Source organism: Gordonia rubripertincta, assembly GCF_038024875.1.
Lineage (GTDB): Bacteria > Actinomycetota > Actinomycetes > Mycobacteriales > Mycobacteriaceae > Gordonia > Gordonia rubripertincta.
Genome location: NZ_CP136136.1, coordinates 4,921,978 through 4,941,002 on the forward strand (window position 1 = coordinate 4,921,978; position 19,025 = coordinate 4,941,002).

At 69.1% G+C, this 19,025-nt stretch carries 18 protein-coding genes; 6 read left to right on the top strand and 12 right to left on the bottom strand.

The features are described 5' to 3' along the window. Positions 1 to 60: 60 nt before the first annotated feature. Positions 61 to 1,263, bottom strand: coding sequence for a DoxX family protein (locus RVF83_RS22415; protein WP_039880232.1), 1,203 nt, complete (start codon positions 1,261 to 1,263; stop codon positions 61 to 63). A gap of 106 nt (positions 1,264 to 1,369) precedes the next feature. Here RVF83_RS22415 and RVF83_RS22420 point away from each other — a divergent pair, with 106 nt between their 5' ends. Next, a complete protein-coding gene (locus RVF83_RS22420; RefSeq protein ID WP_005197005.1) occupies positions 1,370 to 2,473 on the top strand; it encodes a PQQ-dependent sugar dehydrogenase in 1,104 nt (367 codons plus the stop codon). Between the two features lie 137 nt (positions 2,474 to 2,610). On the opposite strand, the gene gatB is transcribed toward RVF83_RS22420, so the two are convergent. Then, a complete protein-coding gene (gene gatB / locus RVF83_RS22425) occupies positions 2,611 to 4,116 on the bottom strand; it encodes an Asp-tRNA(Asn)/Glu-tRNA(Gln) amidotransferase subunit GatB (protein WP_005197004.1) in 1,506 nt (501 codons plus the stop codon). Between the two features lie 127 nt (positions 4,117 to 4,243). Here gatB and RVF83_RS22430 point away from each other — a divergent pair, with 127 nt between their 5' ends. Beyond that, on the top strand, positions 4,244 to 4,471 hold the full coding sequence (locus RVF83_RS22430; protein WP_005197003.1) for a PspC domain-containing protein: 228 nt from the start codon (positions 4,244 to 4,246) through the stop codon (positions 4,469 to 4,471). On the opposite strand, the gene RVF83_RS22435 is transcribed toward RVF83_RS22430, so the two are convergent. From RVF83_RS22435 to RVF83_RS22445, 3 genes are all read right to left on the bottom strand, one after another. Further along, complete coding sequence (locus RVF83_RS22435; protein WP_005197002.1) at positions 4,468 to 5,502, bottom strand: 6-phosphofructokinase; 1,035 nt, start codon at positions 5,500 to 5,502, stop codon at positions 4,468 to 4,470. The two genes, RVF83_RS22430 and RVF83_RS22435, sit on opposite strands and share 4 nt — an antisense overlap. Positions 5,503 to 5,580: 78 nt before the next feature. Next, positions 5,581 to 6,273, bottom strand: a complete 693-nt coding sequence (locus RVF83_RS22440; protein ID WP_005197001.1) for a response regulator — start codon at positions 6,271 to 6,273, stop codon at positions 5,581 to 5,583. 10 nt (positions 6,274 to 6,283) lie between these two features. Continuing rightward, positions 6,284 to 7,567 (bottom strand): sensor histidine kinase, encoded by a 1,284-nt coding sequence (locus RVF83_RS22445; RefSeq protein ID WP_005197000.1) that lies wholly within the window; start codon positions 7,565 to 7,567, stop codon positions 6,284 to 6,286. A 269-nt stretch (positions 7,568 to 7,836) separates the two neighbouring features. Between RVF83_RS22445 and RVF83_RS22450 the strand changes: the two genes are divergently transcribed. Beyond that, positions 7,837 to 8,436 carry a hypothetical protein gene (locus tag RVF83_RS22450; RefSeq protein ID WP_005196999.1) on the top strand — a complete coding sequence of 200 codons (600 nt, stop codon included), beginning with the start codon at positions 7,837 to 7,839 and terminating at the stop codon, positions 8,434 to 8,436. Then, positions 8,436 to 9,680, top strand: a complete 1,245-nt coding sequence (locus RVF83_RS22455; protein WP_005196997.1) for an alpha/beta-hydrolase family protein — start codon at positions 8,436 to 8,438, stop codon at positions 9,678 to 9,680. The genes RVF83_RS22450 and RVF83_RS22455 overlap by 1 nt, the downstream gene beginning before the upstream one ends. 35 nt (positions 9,681 to 9,715) lie before the next feature. Here the strand turns inward: RVF83_RS22455 and gatA are convergent, their stop codons facing one another. After that, positions 9,716 to 11,221 carry an Asp-tRNA(Asn)/Glu-tRNA(Gln) amidotransferase subunit GatA gene (gatA, locus tag RVF83_RS22460; protein ID WP_005196996.1) on the bottom strand — a complete coding sequence of 502 codons (1,506 nt, stop codon included), beginning with the start codon at positions 11,219 to 11,221 and terminating at the stop codon, positions 9,716 to 9,718. Beyond that, complete coding sequence (gene gatC, locus RVF83_RS22465; protein WP_005196994.1) at positions 11,218 to 11,529, bottom strand: Asp-tRNA(Asn)/Glu-tRNA(Gln) amidotransferase subunit GatC; 312 nt, start codon at positions 11,527 to 11,529, stop codon at positions 11,218 to 11,220. The genes gatA and gatC overlap by 4 nt, the downstream gene beginning before the upstream one ends. Before the next feature lie 186 nt (positions 11,530 to 11,715). Between gatC and RVF83_RS22470 the strand changes: the two genes are divergently transcribed. Together RVF83_RS22470 and RVF83_RS22475 are read left to right on the top strand one after the other, a co-directional pair. Then, positions 11,716 to 12,387: a hypothetical protein gene (locus RVF83_RS22470; RefSeq protein WP_005196993.1), complete on the top strand. Its 672-nt coding sequence runs from the start codon at positions 11,716 to 11,718 to the stop codon at positions 12,385 to 12,387. 15 nt (positions 12,388 to 12,402) lie between these two features. Beyond that, a complete protein-coding gene (locus RVF83_RS22475) occupies positions 12,403 to 12,915 on the top strand; it encodes an O-acetyl-ADP-ribose deacetylase (RefSeq protein ID WP_005196991.1) in 513 nt (170 codons plus the stop codon). Positions 12,916 to 13,069: 154 nt separating this feature from the next. Here RVF83_RS22475 and ligA read toward each other — a convergent pair whose 3' ends face one another. The 5 genes from ligA to RVF83_RS22500 form a co-directional block, all read right to left on the bottom strand. After that, positions 13,070 to 15,160, bottom strand: coding sequence for an NAD-dependent DNA ligase LigA (gene ligA / locus RVF83_RS22480; RefSeq protein WP_005196989.1), 2,091 nt, complete (start codon positions 15,158 to 15,160; stop codon positions 13,070 to 13,072). Positions 15,161 to 15,245: 85 nt separating this feature from the next. Continuing rightward, positions 15,246 to 15,629 (bottom strand): MmcQ/YjbR family DNA-binding protein, encoded by a 384-nt coding sequence (locus RVF83_RS22485; protein ID WP_005196987.1) that lies wholly within the window; start codon positions 15,627 to 15,629, stop codon positions 15,246 to 15,248. Between the two features lie 49 nt (positions 15,630 to 15,678). Beyond that, positions 15,679 to 16,746 (bottom strand): vitamin-B12 independent methionine synthase, encoded by a 1,068-nt coding sequence (locus RVF83_RS22490; RefSeq protein WP_051989271.1) that lies wholly within the window; start codon positions 16,744 to 16,746, stop codon positions 15,679 to 15,681. Continuing rightward, positions 16,692 to 17,810, bottom strand: coding sequence for a tRNA 2-thiouridine(34) synthase MnmA (gene mnmA / locus RVF83_RS22495; RefSeq protein WP_168432588.1), 1,119 nt, complete (start codon positions 17,808 to 17,810; stop codon positions 16,692 to 16,694). Before mnmA ends, RVF83_RS22490 begins: the two co-directional genes overlap by 55 nt. Continuing rightward, on the bottom strand, positions 17,810 to 19,012 hold the full coding sequence (locus tag RVF83_RS22500) for a cysteine desulfurase family protein (RefSeq protein WP_005198758.1): 1,203 nt from the start codon (positions 19,010 to 19,012) through the stop codon (positions 17,810 to 17,812). The genes mnmA and RVF83_RS22500 overlap by 1 nt, the downstream gene beginning before the upstream one ends. Between the last annotated feature and the right edge of the window lie 13 nt (positions 19,013 to 19,025).

A 19,025-nucleotide genomic window follows, 5' to 3' on the forward strand; every position in this document is an offset into this window, starting at 1 on the left:
AAGTGCGGGGTGCGTACCGGTTTCCGGCACGCACCCCGCACTTTCGTCTGTGCGCCGAGGTCAGTTCAGCGGGTTGGTCCCGTTCGCCAGGATCCACACGGCGGCGGCCGCACCGATACCCACGATCAACCAGACGAACGACCCGACGAAGGGTCGGCGTGCCCAACCGCGCGGGTAGTCCAGTGAGTACAGGCCCGGACCGGTGAGGATGACCGCGGCCGCAGTGGTCGCGAGGAACAGTTCGTACTCCACTCCCTGTGCGGCGGCGAAGAATTCGAAACCGCCGGCCGAGGACACCCGATACGCCGCCGCGGTCAGCATCGTGCCGAGGATGGCAGAGGCGCCGATCGGGGTGAACAGGCCGAGGATGACCATGAGGCCGCCGACCGTCTCCGCGAGTGCGCCGACGATGGCGAGGATCTGCGCGTAATCGGCGTTGAACCCGCCGTCGACGAGCATCTGCTCGAAACCGCTGAGACGCGGCCCGTTCCACAGGCCGAACAGCTTCTGCAGTCCGTGCGCGCCGACGACGCCACCGAGCGCGATGCGCAACAGCAACAGCCCGAGGTCGAGGGTGCCGCGCCGGGACTTCGCGAGTGCATCCTCGAGATCGTCGTCGGCGACCGACTTGGTTTCGTACTCGTCCTCTGGGGTCCGGTGCCGGCGACGACCGAACAGGCCCTTGCGCTCCGGCTCGTCGTCGATCAGGGCGGTGTCCGCGGCGCTCGGATCGGCAGTGTTCGCGCTGTAGCGGCCGGCGGTGTCGTCCTCGTCGAGGAAGTCGTAGCGGGCGGTGCCGACCGGCGGCAATGCAGGTTCGGGCCGGGTCGCGGTGTCGTCGGCGGGGATGTCGCCGACCGGACCGGCAGCCGGGCGTCGCTCGAATGCCTCGGTCGGTTCGACGTCGGGCTCCGATGCGCGCGGGGCTTCCGGCGTGCGGGGCTGTTCCGGGGCCGTGGAGGACTCCAGGACTCGCGGGGCTTCGGGGACGGGTGCGGCCGGCGGCTTGTCCGCACTCCCCTTGATCTGTCGAGTCTCCACGTCGCCGGGATCGATGTCGTCCAGGTCGTCGACCCGCGCAAACGGTGCCGGCCGCCGTGCGTGCCGGGTGTAGAAGTCATCGCGATCGACCTCGGGCCGCGGTGCGGGGGTCGGCGGATGATCCTGGACCGGGATCTGGCCGGTCGGTTCGTCGTACGGGCTCATCGCGGGCGGGCTCGACGTATCGGGCTCCCTGTCGCTCGGCGTGTCGCGTTCGCTCACAAGCCCGACTCTAGAGGCTCGCGGGGTGCGCTCCCCGCACCCCGGCGGGGTGAGTCGGCACACCATTACTGTGGACGCCATGTGGAAGGGGCGGCCGACAGGCCGAATGCTGGTGTCGGTTCTGGCGGTGATCGCGCTCGCCGTCGGCGGTTGCGCGAACTTCACCGAACAGGACCGTCAGCGGGAAGCCGGCGCGTTCAGTCCCAACAACCGACCGAGCGGCCAGGCCGAGCCGACGCCGCCGCCGGAGACGCCGCGTGACACCCAGCCGCCGCCCACCGGCCCGTGCGTCGACCCCGACCCCGCGGTGATCGCGACCTGCCTCGCGTCGACGGGCGGGGTGATGCCCGGTGACGAGCAGGGTGAGGTCACGGTGGTAGCCGAACGCACCACCGGAAAGATCATCACCACCAAGCGTTATGGCCCCGAACGGGTCCTCGGTCAGGCACCCGTCGACGCGTCGGGCGACGGCGGGCTCATCGATTTCGCCTTCTCCCCCACCTACTCCCAGGATCGTCTGATCTATGCGCTGATCACGACGCCGTCGGACAACCGCGTCGTGCGGTTGGCGCCCGACGATGTGCCGAAGCCGATCTTGACCGGAATCCCCAAGGGCGCCACCGGGAACATGGGTTCGATGTACTTCCGCACGCCCACCGAACTGGTCGTCGCCACCGGTGACGCCGGGAATCCCGCGGCCGCTGAGGACCCGTCGTCGCTGGCCGGGAAACTGTTGCTGGTCACCTCGTTCACCTCGGGAGTCAGCCCGCGGCCGCGAATCCTGGCCTCCGGCTTCGGATCATCGGTCGCCCTGTGCCCCAACGAAACCTCCGGCACCATCTACGTCGCCGATCAGACGGCCACCGAGGACCGCGTACAGGTCATCGAAGAGGGCGGCCCCAAGGTGCTGTGGACGTGGCCCGACAAGCCGCAGATCGCCGGATGCGGTGTCGCGGGCGGCAGCATCTTCGTCTCGACGACCCGCACCCAGCGCATCGAGGGAATCCGCGAACCCACCCGCGAGGACCCGACGATCACCCCGCCGGTCGTCGCGCTCGAGAAGCGCTACGGCGCACTCGGCCGAATGGCGGCCCTGCCCAACGGCCTCCTGCAGGTGGCCACGGTCAACAAGCAGGCCGGCGAGCCGAAGCCGACCGACGACCGCGTGTTCCGCTTCCTCCCGCAGGGCGGTGGCAACGACCGGACCTGATCCGGCGCCTCCGCGCCTGAGCGCTGACGACCGGCGAACCTCAGCTCGACTCGCAGACTTCGATCGAAGTCTGCCGGTGGAGCTGACGTCTGCCGGTCGTCGCTGTCGCTCCTCACGCCTCGCAGCGGAGGTGGCGTCTACGAGCAGGCGGCGAGGACGAGTTCCTTGACGCGCGCCGGGTCGGCCTGTCCGCGGGTGGCCTTCATGACGTCGCCGACGATCTTGCCCGCAGCCTGAACCTTGCCGCCGCGGATCTTCTCGGCGATGTCGGGGTTGGCGGCGAGCGCGTCGTCGACGGCCTTCTGCAGTGCCGAGTCGTCGCGGACGACCTCGAGACCGCGGTCGGCGACGATCTGCTTCGGCTCACCCTCACCGTCGAGCACCGCGGTGGCAACCTGCTGGGCAAGCTTGGTGGTCAGCTTCCCCTCGTCGACCAGTTCGATGATCTCGGCGACCTGGGCCGGCGTGATGGACAGGTCCGCCAGCTCCACGCCACGCGAATTGGCCTGCTGCGCAAGGAAGGACACCCACCAGCCGCGGGCTGCCTCCGGCGAGGCGCCGGCGTCGACGGTGGCGATGATCAGGTCGACGGCGCCGACGTTGACCAGGTCGCGCATGACCTCGTCGGAGACACCCCACTCCTCCTGGATGCGGGCACGGCGCAGCCACGGCAGCTCGGGCAGCGTGGCGCGCAGTTCTTCGATCCACGCCGAATCCGGCTGAACCGGAGGCAGATCGGGCTCCGGGAAGTAGCGGTAGTCCTCGGCGGTCTCCTTGCGGCGACCGGCGGAGGTGGTGCCGTCGGTCTCGTGGAAGTGGCGGGTCTCCTGCACGATCTCGCCCCCGGCCTGCAGGATCGCGGCCTGACGACGCATCTCGTAGCGGACGGCGACCTCGACGCTCTTGAGCGAGTTGACGTTCTTGGTCTCGGTACGGGTACCGAACTCGCTCGCGCCCTTGGCCATCAGGGACAGGTTGACGTCGCAGCGCATCGAACCCTGGTCCATGCGCACGTCCGACACCTCCAGGGACTTGAGCAGGTCGCGCAGCGCGGTCACGTAGGCACGCGCGACCTCGGGTGCGCGGTCGCCGGCGCCGACGATGGGTCGGGTGACGATCTCGACGAGCGGGACGCCGGCGCGGTTGTAGTCGAGCAGCGAGTGGCTCGCACCGTGGATTCGGCCGGTGGCACCGCCGATGTGCAGCGACTTACCGGTGTCCTCCTCCATGTGTGCGCGCTCGATCTCGACACGCCACGTGGTGCCGTCGGCGAGCAGGACGTCGAGGTAGCCGTCGTAGGAGGTGGGCTCGTCGTACTGCGAGATCTGGTAGTTCTTCGGCTGGTCCGGGTAGAAGTAGTTCTTCCGCGCGAACTTGCTCGACGGCCGGATCGAGCAGTTCAGCGCGAGGCCGATGCGGATCGCGGACTCGACGGCCTTCGCGTTGGCGACCGGCAGCGATCCGGGCAGGCCGATGCACACCGGGCACACCTGGGTATTGGGCTCGGCGCCGAAGTCGGTCGGGCATCCGCAGAACATCTTGGTCGCGGTACCCAGCTCGACGTGCACCTCGAGGCCCATCACCGGATCGAAAGCGGCGATGACCTCGTCGTACTCCAACAGTTCGACGGCGGCGGAAGTCATGGCTGCCAGTTTATGCGGCGATATCCCAGGGGAACGTTCAGGGTGATCACCGATGCCAGGAACGGGTCGTCGGACCTACCGTCGTAGACATCAGTTCACCGACCACCTCGATCAGCAGGAGACCCCGATGACCACCGCACAACCCGCTTCGTCCGCCCCGCGACTGACGCGCTCCCGTTCGAACGCCTGGCTGGGTGGCGTCTGCGGCGGCATCGCCGAACGCTGGGGCTGGGACCCGACCCTGGTCCGGGTCCTGTTCGTGCTGTCGATGCTGCTCCCCGGCCCGCAGGTCCTGATCTACCTCGCGCTGTGGATCATCATCCCGCGCGAACCGGCGGCAGTCGTGCCGGTCTAGCCGAAGATGACCCGGATCTCCTTGTACTGATCCAGCGGGACGGTCTTGAGCTCCCCGAGCGCTTCGTCGAAGGTGATCCGGTCGATCCGTGTGCCGTGCAGGGCGACCATCTGACCCCAGCCCTTCTCGGCGACCAGGTCGGCGGTCGCCATGCCCATGCGGGTGGCGAGGACGCGGTCGTAGGCCGACGGCACGCCGCCGCGCTGGATGTAGCCGAGCACGGTGGCCCGCGTCTCGATGCCGGTGCGCTCCTCGATGAGCGGGGCCAGCACCTCGCCGACGCCGCCGAGCCGCGGCCGGTTGAAGCCGTCGAGGCCCTTGGTGGAGTACGCCTCCGTCATCTCGGGGAGTTTGAACCCCTCGGCGACGACGACCATCGGCGAACGGCCGCGCGCCTTGACACTGGTCACCCAGGCGCAGATCTGGTCGAGACTCTCGGGGTTCTCCGGGATGAGGATCACGTGCGCGCCGCCGGCGATACCCGAGTGCAGCGCGATCCAGCCGGCGTGCCGGCCCATGACCTCGAGCACCATGCACCGCTTGTGCGAGTTGCCGGTGGTGCGCAGGCGGTCGATGGCCTCGGTTGCGATCTCGACGGCGGTGTTGAACCCGAACGTGTAGTCGGTGGCGTCGATGTCGTTGTCGATGGTCTTGGGGACCCCGACGATGTTGATGCCGTCGTCGAACAGACGCTTCGACGCCGCAGCCGTGCCGTCACCGCCGATCGCGATGACCCCGTCGATACCGAGGTTCTTGAGCACCTTCTTGATGGTGTCGGGCCCACCGTCGGGTTCGGTGTAGGGCCCGAAGCGGCTCGTGCCGAGAATCGTGCCGCCCTCGTGCGACAGGCCGCGGACCGTGGAGCGGTTCAGCTCCATGATGTCGCCGTAGACGAGACCGGCCCAGCCGTCCTTGAAGCCGACGAACTCGTGACCGTAGACGGTTTCACCCTTGAGCACCGCACCGCGGATGACGGCGTTCAGACCGGGGCAGTCACCACCGGAGGTGAGAATGCCGAATCTCTTGGCCATGTGGTGAGACCCTCCCTCTCGAACGCGACGAACACACCCCAATCTAGTGCGCGGGTGTCCTCCCCGCTGAGCACGAATTCACTTGATGCCGTTCTCGTAGGCGAAGACGACCGCCTGAGCGCGGTCCCGCAGTCGGAGCTTGCCCAGCAGACTACTCACGTGGGTCTTGACGGTTTGCTCGGTGACGAAGAGGTCGGCGCCGATCTCGGCGTTCGACTTGCCGTCGGCCACCAGGTCGAGCACCTCCCGCTCCCGCGGCGTGAGGTGTTCCAGCGCCGGGTTCCGGGCGGGGCGTCGACGCCGGGCGGTCACCTCGGTGATGAGCCGCTTGGTGATCGACGGCGCGAGCAGGGCCTCACCGGCGGCGACCACCCGCACCGCGCGCACGAGCTCGTCGGCCGGGGCATCCTTGAGCAGGAACCCCGACGCGCCGATCCGCAACGCCTCGTAGACGTAGTCGTCGATGTCGAAGGTGGTGAGCATCAGCACGCGGGTCGGCGGCTCCAGCCCGGCCAACAGGATCTGCTCGGCGGCCCACAGTCCGTCCTTGCGCGGCATCCGCACATCCATCAGGACGACGTCGGGCCGCACCCGCTTGCACACCTCGACCGCCTCCACGCCGTCGGCGGCGTCGCCGAGCACGGACAGGTCCGGCTGGGCGGCGAGCAGAGCCGAGAAGCCCTGCCGGACCATCGCCTGATCATCGGCGATGACGACGGTGATGGGGCGGGAGCTGCCCTGTGCTTGTTGCGGTTCCGCGTTGATCGGCACGCGTGACAGGCTACTGGTCGGAGGCCGAGGAGGGGACTCTCGGCGTGACGACGGAGGCGGCCGCGTCGGGGAGGACGCCGTCGCGAGGCGGTGTCGCCGGGATACACGCGCGCACCGCGAATCCGCCCTCGACCGTTGGCGCCGCGATGAGCGAACCACCAACTGCCTGCGCACGTTCGAGCATTCCGGGGATGCCGACGCCGTTGCCGCCGATCCCGAGGGGCGCGGCCGTCGGGGCCGAATTGACCACGGCCACCTCGACGGCGCCGTGCTCTCCCGGGGTGACGCTCACCAGGGTGCGGCTGCCCGGCGCGTGCCGGGTGGCGTTCGCGAGCGACTCCTGGATGATTCGGTAGACCACCAGCGCCGCCGACTCGCCGACCATTCCGTCGTCGACCTCCCGGTTCAGGGTGACCTCGGAGCCGGCGCGCCGGGTCTCGGCGACGAGCGAATCGATCTGCGCCAGGCGCGGATTGGGGACCGCGCTGACCTCGGCACCCTCGACCCGCAACACACCGAGCAGTTGCCGCACCTCGTCGAGCGACGTTCGTGCGGCGTCGGCGATGGCGTCGAATTCGGCTGCGGCAGCGAGTGAGACGTCGTCGATCCGGTACCGCGCGGTCTGCGACATGACGACGACCATCGACATCCGGTGCGCCACCACGTCGTGCAGGTCTCGGGCGATGCGTGCACGCTCCTGCAGCACCGCGGACTCCGCCTCGGCCTCTTCGGTCTGTCTGGTGCGGGCGGCGAGCTGACGGCGCGACGCCATCAGTCCGCGGAGGAGGGCCACGACCACCGCGAGCACCGAGATGCCCACGATCCACGCCGGATGCACCGCGTAGGCGACGGCGAGGGAGGTCGCCAGCCACACCACCGGTATCCACCGCAGCGGACAGCGGAGCATGACCACGAAGGTCAGCACGAGCAACTCGATGAAGTGGGTCACCTGGATGGTGAGTTCCCACCCGCCGTGCGTCGGCACGATCAAGCCGATGACCTGTGCCGAAACCACCGAGATCGCCCAGCCGACCAGCGGCGCCGACCAAGCGAGCGCGATCGGCAGTGCCGCGAACGCCGAGACCAGAGGCAGCAGGAACGTGGGTACGGAATGCGTCACGGGCAACGTCGGCCAGGCGATCGAGTACATGATCAGGGCGACGACCAGGAAGAACCAGTTGACCCGCTTGGAGAAGTAGGCGCGCACCGCGGGGTCCTGGGCGACGGGCGCCGTGGACGCCCAGTCGACGAAGTCGCCGCCGGCCGCGCGCAAGTGCTTGCGTAAACCGAACATGAGGTTCACCCTAGGCCCGGCGGAGACCGTCAGTCCTCATACTTTCGGGGGAGACGCCCTCGTTCCCGAGTAGGGTCAGCGCGCCGCGCGCCCACCCCCACCGGTGAGCGGGAACCGCCCGTCGGAGCGATGTGGCCAGGTGGTTGCGCTACCTAGCGTCACTGTCCATGAACACTCCAGGACCGCTGCGGAAATGGCCGTCGGACAACGCTTCTCGACCCGCTGATCAGACCGGACCCACAAGCCCACGACATTCGCTCCATTGGCTGGTGGCCGCCCTGACACTGACCGTTCTCGTTGCCGGGCAGTGGATGTCGACGGCGCACGCGGTCGCCGGTGACGTCGGTTCGACCGCGAGTGTGGTCGCCCCCTCTCCGGAGGACGCCGACAACCCGTACACCGCTGCCGTCGTGGCGCTGACGGGGCCGGCCCCGGCCACGACGATGGACGTCCTGCCCGCGACCTTCGACGTGCACATGGGTTACACACCGGCCGTCGTATCCGGTGTGCCCGTCGATCCGGACGGCGACTGCTCGTCCCCGGTACCGCTCCCCGACCGGTTCACACCTCTCTGCCGTACACATGATCTCGGCTACGACCTGCTGCGCGCAGCAGCCGCGAATGGTCGTCCGCTGGGTTCGTGGGCGCGATTCGCCCTGGACCGCATGCTGGCCGACGCGATGCAGCGCTCATGCAGCAACCCTGCGTGCGACGCCGCGGCACGCGTGGCACGGATCGGTTTGGCCTGGAACACCTGGCGCCAGTACGGCGGAGCTCCCACCCGCCAGGAAACGATCCCGCAGCTCGTGTCCACCACGGTCGAACGCGCACTCGTCGACCGGGATCCCCACACCGAGGAGCTTTCGTGATGTACTCGCCCGCAGCATCGTCGACGCACACCGGTCAACACCTGCCTCACCCCGTCGTCGTGGTCAGCGTCGTCGTCGCATATGTCGTCGCCCTCTTTCCCGGTACGCTCCCGCGCGATGCGCTGACGACCACGATCGGGGCGACCGGCGTCACGGCGCTGGGCGCGGTCGTCGGAATGTTGTTGTCATGGAGAGCATCCCGCCGCCGAAGACAACCGGACCGGCAATCGCGGCGCGTCGTCCTCGGTGTCGGCGTGCTCGTCGCGGCCGGAGCTGCGGGACTGGCGGTGTGGTGGCAAAACCTGATCCGTGCCGCCGTCGGAGCGGGGCCGGCCGGCCCCGACTGGTGGGCCGGGGCAACACTGGCACCGCTCACAGCGGTCGCAGCGATCGTAGCCATCCCCCGCGTCACCGCAGTCATCGCGGCGTCGGCGGTCGCCCTCACCGCGGGCCTTCTCACTCCCGCGTCCGCGGGCGCCGACGAGGGACAACGGCTGCCGGGTACCGTCATCGTCTCCAAATCCGGGACGCTGTTGCGCGGCGAACTCTCGGCCCCGGAATTCCGGCGTCCGGCAACACAATTGGTTCAGTCGTGGGTGGCCGACGACGGGCTTTCGGCAGAGGCGGTGATCGTGGCCGTACCCACCGGATCGGGCTGGGTCGACCAGGCCGCGGTGGCCGGCTTCGTCGACCGCTTCGGCGGCGACGTCCGAATCCTGACACTCCCCTACGCCGGCGTCCCGTCGTGGAAGGCGTTCATCTCCGACGACGCGGCGGCAACGGACTCGTCGATCGCGCTGGTCGGCGAGGTCGCGAAGGCCCTGGAGAGCCGGCCCGAACCTGACCGCCCCCGACTGGTGCTGTACGGCCAGAGCCTGGGCGCGATCGGGGCCGACGCCGCCCGGATCTGGCTCGAGGACAATCACCCGGACCTCCTCGCGGAGACGGTCCTGACCGCGCCGCCGGCCGGGACGGTCGCCGAGGTGTCGGCGACACCGCGGGTGGTCGTCGCCAATCGCAGCGATCCGGTGGTCCGCTGGTCACTCAGTTCGTTGTGGCGTCCCCCGAGCGAACCCGCGGAGATAGTGCTCGGCGGTCGGCAGGTACCCCAGGTCCCGTGGCTGCCGGTGGTCAGCTTCCTACAGACCAGCGTCGACCTGCTGGCCGCACTCGACGGCCCCACCGGCGTCGGCCATCGCTACGGGGTCGAGCAGGCGCGTGCGGTCAGCGATGTGCCGCGATGACCTCGCAGACCCACCACAAATGGGTTGCAGAGACGTCAGATGATCGCGCCGCGAGCCGCCTCGTACGATGCGCCGACCCGGTACAGCCGGTCGTCGGCGAGTGCGGGCGCCATGATCTGCAGGCCGACCGGCATTCCGTCGTCCTCGGACAGACCCGACGGCACCGACATCGACCCGATCCCGGCCAGGTTCACCGGCAGGGTGCAGAGGTCGAACAGGTACATCGCCAGCGGGTCGTCGACCTTCTCCCCGATCGGGAAGGCGGTGGTCGGCGTGGTCGGCGAGATCAGCACGTCGACCTTCTCGAAGGCGGTGGTGAAGTCGCGCGAGATCAGCGTGCGGACCTTCTGGGCCTGGCCGTAGTAGGCGTCGTAGTAGCCCGACGAAAGTGCGTAGGTGCCGATCATGATGCGGCGCTTGACCTCTGGGCCGAAACCGGCCTCGCGGGACAGTGCCATGACCTCGTCGGCCGAATGCGAACCGTCGTCGCCGACGCGCAGACCGTACCGCATGGCGTCGAAGCGTGCGAGGTTCGACGACACCTCGGACGGGAGGATCAAGTAGTACGCGCCGAGCGCGTAGGTGAAGTGCGGGCAACTGACCTCGACGACCTCGGCGCCGCGCTCTTCGAGGAGCTTGACGGCCTGGTGGAACGAGTCGAGCACACCGGACTGGTAGCCCTCACCCTGCAGCTCGGTGACGACACCGATCTTGACGCCCTTCAGATCCTGCTCGGCGCCTTGGCGGGCGGCGGCGACCACGTCGGGCACCGGGACGTTGATGGACGTCGAGTCGCGTGGGTCGTGTCCGGCGATGACCTCGTGCAGCATCGCGGTGTCGAGAACCGTACGGCCACAAGGGCCGCCCTGGTCCAGCGACGACGCGCAGGCGACGAGCCCGTAGCGCGACACGGTTCCGTAGGTGGGCTTGACGCCGACGGTCGCGGTGACCGCGGCCGGCTGACGGATCGAGCCACCGGTGTCGGTGCCGATCGCCAGCGGCGCCTCGTACGCAGCGAGTGCCGCGGCGCTGCCGCCACCCGAGCCACCCGGGATCTTGGTGGGGTCCCACGGGTTTCGGGTCAGCTGATAGGCGGAGTTCTCGGTCGAGCTGCCCATGGCGAACTCGTCCATGTTGGTCTTGCCGAGGATCGGGATGCCCGCGGCGCGCAGACGTTCGGTGACCGCGGCGTCGTAGGGCGGAACCCATCCCTCGAGGATCTTGGAGCCGCACGTGGTGGGGGCGTCGGTGGTGGTGAAGACGTCCTTGAGTGCAATCGGCACACCGGCGAGTGACGACACGGCGTCGCCCGAGGCGATCGCGTCATCGGCGGCCTTGGCGGCGACGAGCGCCTCGGCGCCGCTGACGTGCAGGAAGGCTCCGAGCTCGCCGTCCACCTCGGCGATGCGATCGAGGTGGGCCTGCGTGACCTCCACCGAGCTGACCTCGCGGGTCGCGATCTTGGTGGCGAGTTCGGCGGCGGACAGGCCGGTCAGGTCACCGGCGGGACGAGGCGCTGCGGCGTGCGACGCGGGGCTCACTGCTCTTCTCCCAGGATCTGCGGAACGGCGAAACGGTCCTGCTCGACGGCCGGCGCACCGGACAGCGCGGCGTCGGTGCTCAGACCGGGCACGACCACGTCGGGGCGCAGCACATTGGCGAGCTCGGCCGGATGCGCGGTGCCGGGTACGTCGTCGGCGGCCACCTCCGACACGGACGCGACGTGGGTCAGGATGGAGTCCAGCTGCTCGGCGTAGACATCGAGTTCGTCCTCGCTCAGCGCCAGTCGCGACAATCGCGCCAGGTGCGCGACCTCTTCACGCGATATGGACTTCGGTTCGCCAGCCACCGTCAGCGTCCTTTCTCACCATCATTTGCACGGCCATGTCGCCCACCGCGACGCCAGAGCGGCGCAGATGTGCCTCTCCAGCCTATGGGAACGCACCGACCCGACTCACTCCAGCCACCGTTTGCGTGCCCGGGCCCGGTCCGACCCTCCCCCGGCGGTGCGCGCGCAATCCTCACGAGTGCGAGAATGGCCCACGTGTCTTACCTGTTGCGCGTCCACCTCGAGGACCGTCCCGGCAGTCTCGGTGTGCTCGCCGTGCAGCTCGGTTCGGTCGGTGCGGACATCCTGTCTCTCGAAGTGGTCGAACGCGGCAACGGTTACGCCGTCGACGATCTCGTCGTGGAGGTCCCGCCGGGTTCGCTGCCCGACAGCCTGATCACGGCCGCGGAGAAGGTCAACGGCGTTCGCGTCGACTCGATCCGCCCGTACTCCGGTGTGCTCGACACACACCGCGAACTCGAGCTCGTCGACCAGGTCGCCACGGCGTCCCGCAACGATCGACTCCAGGTCCTCGTCGACAACGCCCCGCGCGTGCTGCGGGTGTCGTGGGCCATGGTCATCACCAAGGCCAGCGGCGGCGTGCTCCAACTGTTCGGTTCTTCCGGAGCCCCGGAAACCCCGCTCACCAGGGCCGACTGGCTGCCGCTGGAACATGCGGCGCAGCTCGACGCCGAGGGTGACTGGGTGCCGGGCGCCTGGCAGGAGATGGACACCCGTCTCGCCGCCGCACCCATCGGTTCCAACGACAAGGCCGTCCTGCTCGGCCGCATCGGCGGACCCGACTTCCGTCCCTCGGAGGTCGCACGGCTCGGCTATCTGGCAGGCATCGTCAGTACGGTGTTGCGCGCCGACGGATAGCGCGATGATGGAGCCATGACCTCCATCACACTCGTGCAGGGAGACATCACCCTCCAGACGGTCGACGCCATCGTCAACGCCGCCAATTCGACGCTCCTCGGCGGTGGCGGGGTCGACGGCGCCATCCACCGCCGTGGCGGTCCGGCGATCCTCGCCGAATGCAAGGAGCTACGGGCCGGTCGGTACCGACGCGGACTCCCCGTCGGCGAGGCGGTCGCGACCACCGCGGGCGACCTGGACGCACGCTGGGTGATCCACACGGTCGGGCCGGTACACTCCCACGACGAGGACCGCTCCGAGTTCCTGGTCTCCTGCTACCGCGAATCCCTGCGCGTGGCAGACGAATTGGGTGCGACGACGATCGCCTTCCCGGCCATCTCGACCGGCGTCTACGGCTGGCCGATGGACGACGGCGCACACCGGGCCGTCGAAACGGTCCGATCCACGGACACCACGATGACCGAGATCCGGTTCGTGCTGTTCGACCCACGGGCGTACCGCGCGTTCGAGAAGGCGCTCAATGGTTGACGCTGCCCGCTGTTCGTGGCAGTGAGCATCAACCGCCCACGCCGTGACAATGCGTCCCCCTCGGTCACCACGGGGGGCACCTTGCCCTCGTTCCACCCTCAGGGGGACGGTAAGTCGCCGCATATCTGCCGGTCGCATCTGGCGGTGACCGCGTCTAGTCCGAACTGCCGGTCTCCAGCAGTCGTTTGAACGCGTCCTCGTCGAGGACCGGGACGCCGAGCTGTTCGGCCTTGTCGGCCTTGCTTCCCGGCGAATCGCCGACGACCACGTAGTCGGTCTTCTTCGACACCGACCCCGAAGCCTTGCCACCGCGTTGCAGGATCGCCTCTTTGGCGCCGTCACGGGAGAAGTCCACCAGCGATCCGGTCACGACGATGGTCTTGCCCTCGAGCGTTCGCGCGATCGAGTCGTCGCGCTGGTCCTCCATGGAAACGCCTGCCGCGCGCCACTTCTCGACGATCTCGCGATGCCAGCCCACGGTGAACCAGTCGTGGATCGACTGCGCGAGGGTCATACCGAGCCCCTCGACGTTCGCCAACTGTTCGACGTCGGCGGATTCGATGGCCTCCAGCGAACCGAATTCGGTCGCCAGCGCACGCGCAGCAGTGGGACCGACGTGGCGGATCGACAGACCCACCAGCACTCGCCACAACGCCACGTCCTTCGCCTTGTCGAGGTTGGCCAGCAGGCGTTTGCCGTTCGCCGACAACGCGCCGGCCTTCGTCGTGAACAGTTCCGTGCGGGCGAGGTCGTCGGCGGTGATGGAGAACAGGTCGCCCTCGTTGCGGATCACTTTCGCCGTCAGCAGCGCGGTCGCGGCCTCGTAACCGAGAGCCTCGATATCGAAGGATCCACGACCGGCGAGATGAAATAGCCGCTCCCGCAACTGCGCCGGGCAACTCTCCTGGTTCGGACACCGGACGTCGACGTCGGATTCCTTCTCCGGGCGCAGCGGCGTACCGCATTCCGGGCAGCGTTCGGGCATCTCGAACTCGACCTCGGAGCCGTCGCGCAGGTCGACGACCGGACCGAGCACCTCGGGAATCACGTCGCCGGCCTTGCGAATGGTCACCGTGTCGCCGATGAGCACGCCCTTGCGCTTGACCTCCGAGCCGTTGTGAAGGGTCGCGCGGGACACGGTGGACCCGGCAACGAGGACCGGTTCGAGAACCGCGAAAGGCGTGACGCGGCCGGTGCGACCGACGCCGACCTGGATGTCGCGCAGCTTGGTGGTGGCCTCCTCCGGCGGGTACTTGTACGCGATCGCCCAGCGCGGCGCGCGCGAGGTGGAACCGAGGCGGCGCTGCAGGGTGAAGTCGTCGACCTTGACCACGATGCCGTCGATTTCGTGCTCGACGTCGTGGCGGTGTTCACCCCAGTAGGAGATCTTGTCCAGGATCTCGGTGGCGTCCGACGCCTTGGTGGTGTGGGTCGACACGGGGAGTCCCCACGCACCCAGCGCGAGGTACGCGTCGTGCAGCGATGCTGGTCGCCAGCCCTCGGTGTGCCCGATACCGTGACAGATCATCCGCAGTCTGCGACGGGCCGTGACCTGCGGATTCTTCTGCCGCAGCGAGCCGGCCGCCGAATTGCGGGGATTGGCGAAGGGCGGCTTGCCGTCGGCCACCAGCGATGCGTTGAGCGCCTCGAAATCCTCGACCCGGAAGAAGACCTCGCCGCGAACCTCGAGGACGTGCGGGATCGGGTACTCGTCGGAGGCGGTGAGGCGCTGCGGGATGTCCTCGATGGTGCGGGCGTTGAGCGAGACGTCTTCGCCCGTGCGCCCGTCCCCGCGGGTGACACCGCGTTCCAGGACACCGTTGCGGTAGACCAGCGCGAGCGCGACCCCGTCGATCTTGAGTTCACAGAGGAACTCGGCCTTGACGCCGGCGTCGGAGTTGACGCGCTCGACCCACGAGGTCATCTCGTCATAGTCGAAGACGTTGTCCAGCGACATCATCCGCTCGAGATGGTCGGCCGGGGAGAATGCCGTGGAGAAACCGCCGCCGACCAGCTTGGTCGGCGAATCGGGGGTTGCGAGCTCGGGATGGCGTTCCTCGAGATCCTGCAGGCGTCGGAGGAGCGCGTCGAACTCGCCGTCGGTGATGACCGGCGCATCCTTCACGTAGTAGCGGAACTGATGCTCGCGGATTTCCTCGGCGAGTTCGGTCCACTGCTCGCGAAGGTCTCCCTCGGGTCCCGACTGCTCGGTCGCCGGGCGCTCCGACTCCGTTGTTTCTGCCACGTTCCGAGGGTATCGGAGTGCTCGGACAGGGTCGCCTCGCTGCTCCCTGAGGCGCCCGGAGCTGCGGAAGGCGGGTCCCGAAGGGTCAGCCGTCGAGCTTCGCCAGCGACCGTTTCGGCGCGACGTGCCGGTAGCTGGCGTCGAGCAGTTCGGCGACCTCGTCCCAGTCGGTGGCGTCGTCGAGGATCAGGCCGAGCCAGCCGAAGGGGCCGTAGTAGGCGGGAACGTAGAACCGCGGGTCCTCTTCGAGCGCGGGCTTCTCCGCCTCGTCGGGGATGAAAAGGACCGACTGGTCGTACCGGACCTTGCCGCCTTTCAGGCCACCGCCGTAGTTCGCGAACATCTTGCCGCATCGGAAGGTCGGGCGACCGTGGGCCACGACCTCGGTGGCGTCGGGCAACGCAAGGGCGATCTCGCGCACGCGACCCAGGACCGGGTCGGAGTCGTCGAACATGATCGGATGCGGCACCCTCGCAGAATAGTTCCGGCGGGCGGGATTCCGCAGAGCTTCGAGGGCCTCAGAGCGCGGTCGGGTCGGTGCCGAGCAGCTGACCCGCGTCGGCGGATACCGCGAGGGCCTTCTTCGCCCAGCTCTCCGACGCCCCGGCGAGACCGCAGGTCGGTGTGACGACGACGTTCTCGGACAACACCTTCCGGTTGAGGCCGATGCGGTCGGCGATTGCGGCGAGGTCGGTCGCGACGGTGTCGGCGTTGATCGGCCGCTTCGGTGCGGTGGACGGGACGCGACCGGCGACGAGGATGTCGCCGCGGTCGATGAGCATCCCGATGCCGTCGAGGTCGGCGTCGGTGGGGGCGGTGACGTCGATCGAGTACGCCACGCCCCGAAGGTGTTCGAGGAGATCCCAGCGGGGCCGGTTGCAGTCGTGCAGGATCACCGGTGCGTCGACGTGTTCGATCAGCTCGGTGAGAGCCCGCGCCGCTTCGACGGCCGGCACCGCGCGGATCGGGTCGAACCGGGTGAGGGGCTTGACGGTTCCGTCGATGACCCGGCCGATCATCGGCTCGTCGATCTGCACGACCACCTGCGCCCCGAGACGCCGGGTGATCTCTCCGACGTGTTCGCGGAGTCCTTCCGCGGTCGACGCGACGATGTCGCGGACCGCGCCCGGGTCCTTCAGCACGCGATGACCATTGGGCAGTTCCACCGATGCCGAGGCGGTGAACGGACCGGCGACCTGGACCTTGAACGGCCGGCCGGTACCGACGAAGCCTGCTGTCTCCCAAAGTTCTTCGACGACGTCGAGATCCTCTTTGAGGAAGTCGCGGGCGCGGCGGGTGAGCTGCGATTCCCGTTGCGCCAGACGGTAACCCCAGGTCGCGGTGTCCATCGGGAGGTCGACGAGGATCGCGGCCATCCGACCGATCAGGTCCGAACCAGCACCCCGACCGGGGAGTTCGACGAGGTGCGCGAGGTCGAGCTCCCCGTTGACCACCGCGGCCGCCGCGCGCGGATCGGTGCCGGGCATCGAGCCCACGCCGGTTCCGACGCCGGTGGGCAGACCGGGGGTGGTCACCGGGTCGCGACGGCGGTCGGCTGCGACGAGGTGGAGGCGATGCGCCCGCATCCGACGACCTGATCGCCGCGTTCGGCGTCGGGCAGGTACAGCACGGCGGCCTGGCCGCGTGCGACTCCGGTCAGCGGCTCGTGCAGGACGACGTCGATCGCGGGTTCGCCGTCGACGGTGGTCGGGGTCGCGGTGACGGGTGCGAGCCCGCCGTGTGCACGCACCTGGACGACGGCCTCGAACGGTTCGTCGGGGGTGATGCCCGACGTCCACACCGCACGCGTCGCGGTGATGCCCCAGACCTGCAGGTCCTCGGCGGTACCGACCGTGACGGCGCCCGACTCCGGGTCGATCTCGGTGACATAGCGGGGCTTGCCGTCGGCGGCGGGGGCGTCGATGCCGAGACCCTTGCGCTGTCCGATGGTGAAGCCGTGAACTCCCTCGTGGTCGGCGAGGCGCTCACCGGAGGAGGCGTCGACGACCGCGCCCGGGCGGATACCGATCTTGGCGCCGAGGAAGGCGCGGGTGTCGCCGCTGGGGATGAAGCAGATGTCGTGGGAGTCGGGCTTGTCGGCGACCGCGAGGCCGCGGCGAGCGGCCTCGGCCCGGATCTCGGCCTTCGGGGTGTCCCCGACCGGGAACAGCGCACGGGACAGCTGCTCGCTCGTGAGGACGGCGAGGACGTACGACTGGTCCTTGTCGTGGTCGACGGCGCGACGCAGCTCACCGTCGACGAGCTGCGCATAGTGGCCGGTGGCGAGAGCGTCGAAGCCGAGAGCGATCGCCTTGTCGGCGAGCGCGGCGAACTTGATCTTCTCGTTGCACGTCAGGCACGGGTTGGGGGTGCGTCCGGCGGCGTAGGCCTCGACGAACTCGTCGATGACGTCGTCCTTGAACCGGTCGGCGAAATCCCAGACATAGAACGGGATTCCCAGTACGTCGGCGGCACGGCGGGCATCGGACGCGTCCTCCCGCGAGCAGCAGCCGCGCGATCCGGTGCGCAGGGCCCCCGGTGCGGTCGAGAGGGCGAGGTGGACGCCGACGACCTCGTGGCCGGCGTCGACGGCACGTGCGGCCGCGACCGCCGAGTCGACGCCCCCGCTCATCGCTGCGAGTACGCGCATCAGGAGACCTTTCCGCCGGGTGCGGTGACGAGGCCGGCGGCACGAGCTCGGCCCACGACCTCGTCGATGACCTGGGCCACCGCGTCGATGTCGGCGTCGGTGGTGGTGTGGGAGAGCGAGAACCGCAGTGACGACCGGGCGTCGGCCATGTCGAGTCCCATCGCGAGCAGTACGTGACTAGCCTGCGCGACACCCGCGGTGCACGCGGAACCGGTGGAGCACTCGATGCCTTTGGCGTCGAGCAGCATCAACAGGGAGTCCCCCTCGCAGCCGGCGAAGGAGACATGGACGTTTCCGGGCAGACGGGCGTCCGCCGGCGCACCGTTGAGCACCGCACCCTCGACACCGAGCAGGATCTCGGACAGTCGCGACGCAAGCGCACGCACGCGAGCGGTGTTCTCCTCCATGTGCTCGACGCACCAGGTCAGCGCGGCGGCCATCCCGGCGGCGCCGGCGACGTCCTGGGTTCCCGACCGCACGTCCCGTTCGTGGCCGCCACCGTGCTGCAGCGGGACACAGGCGATCTCGCGACCGAGCAGCAGCGCGCCGACGCCCTGCGGACCGCCGAATTTGTGGGCGGCGAGGCTCAGCGCAGACAGTCCACCGGCGGCGAAGTCGACCGGCAGGTGGCCGACGGCCTGGATGGCGTCGGAGTGCACCGGGACACCGAACTCCGCTCCGAGCGCGGCGATCTCGGCGATGGGCTGGATGGAACCCACCTCGTTGTTGGCCCACATGACCGAGATGAGGGCTGTCTGGTCGGCGTGCGCCTCGAGTTCGGCCCGCAGATCGGCGGGTGAGACGACGCCGTCGGCGTCGACCGGCAGCACCACGAGTTCCGCGCCGGCGTCGGCCGCCAGCCACTGCGCGGGGTCGAGGACGGCGTGGTGCTCGACCGCCGACACGATGATGCGGCGACGCTGGTCGTCGTCGCGGCGACGGGCCCAGTAGATGCCCTTGATGGCGAGGTTGTCCGACTCGGTGCCGCCTCCGGTGAAGATGACCTCCGACGGCCGCGCACCGACGGCCGCGGCGATCGCCTCGCGCGCCTCCTCGAGGCGGCGTCGGGCGGTCCGCCCGGAACCGTGCAGGGACGAGGCGTTGCCCGGGGCACCGAAGACAGCGGTCATCGCCTCGACAGCTTCGGGCAGCATCCGCGTCGAAGCGGCGTGGTCGAGGTAGACGGACGTGCGCGGCGGCACTCGGGTTGGCAGG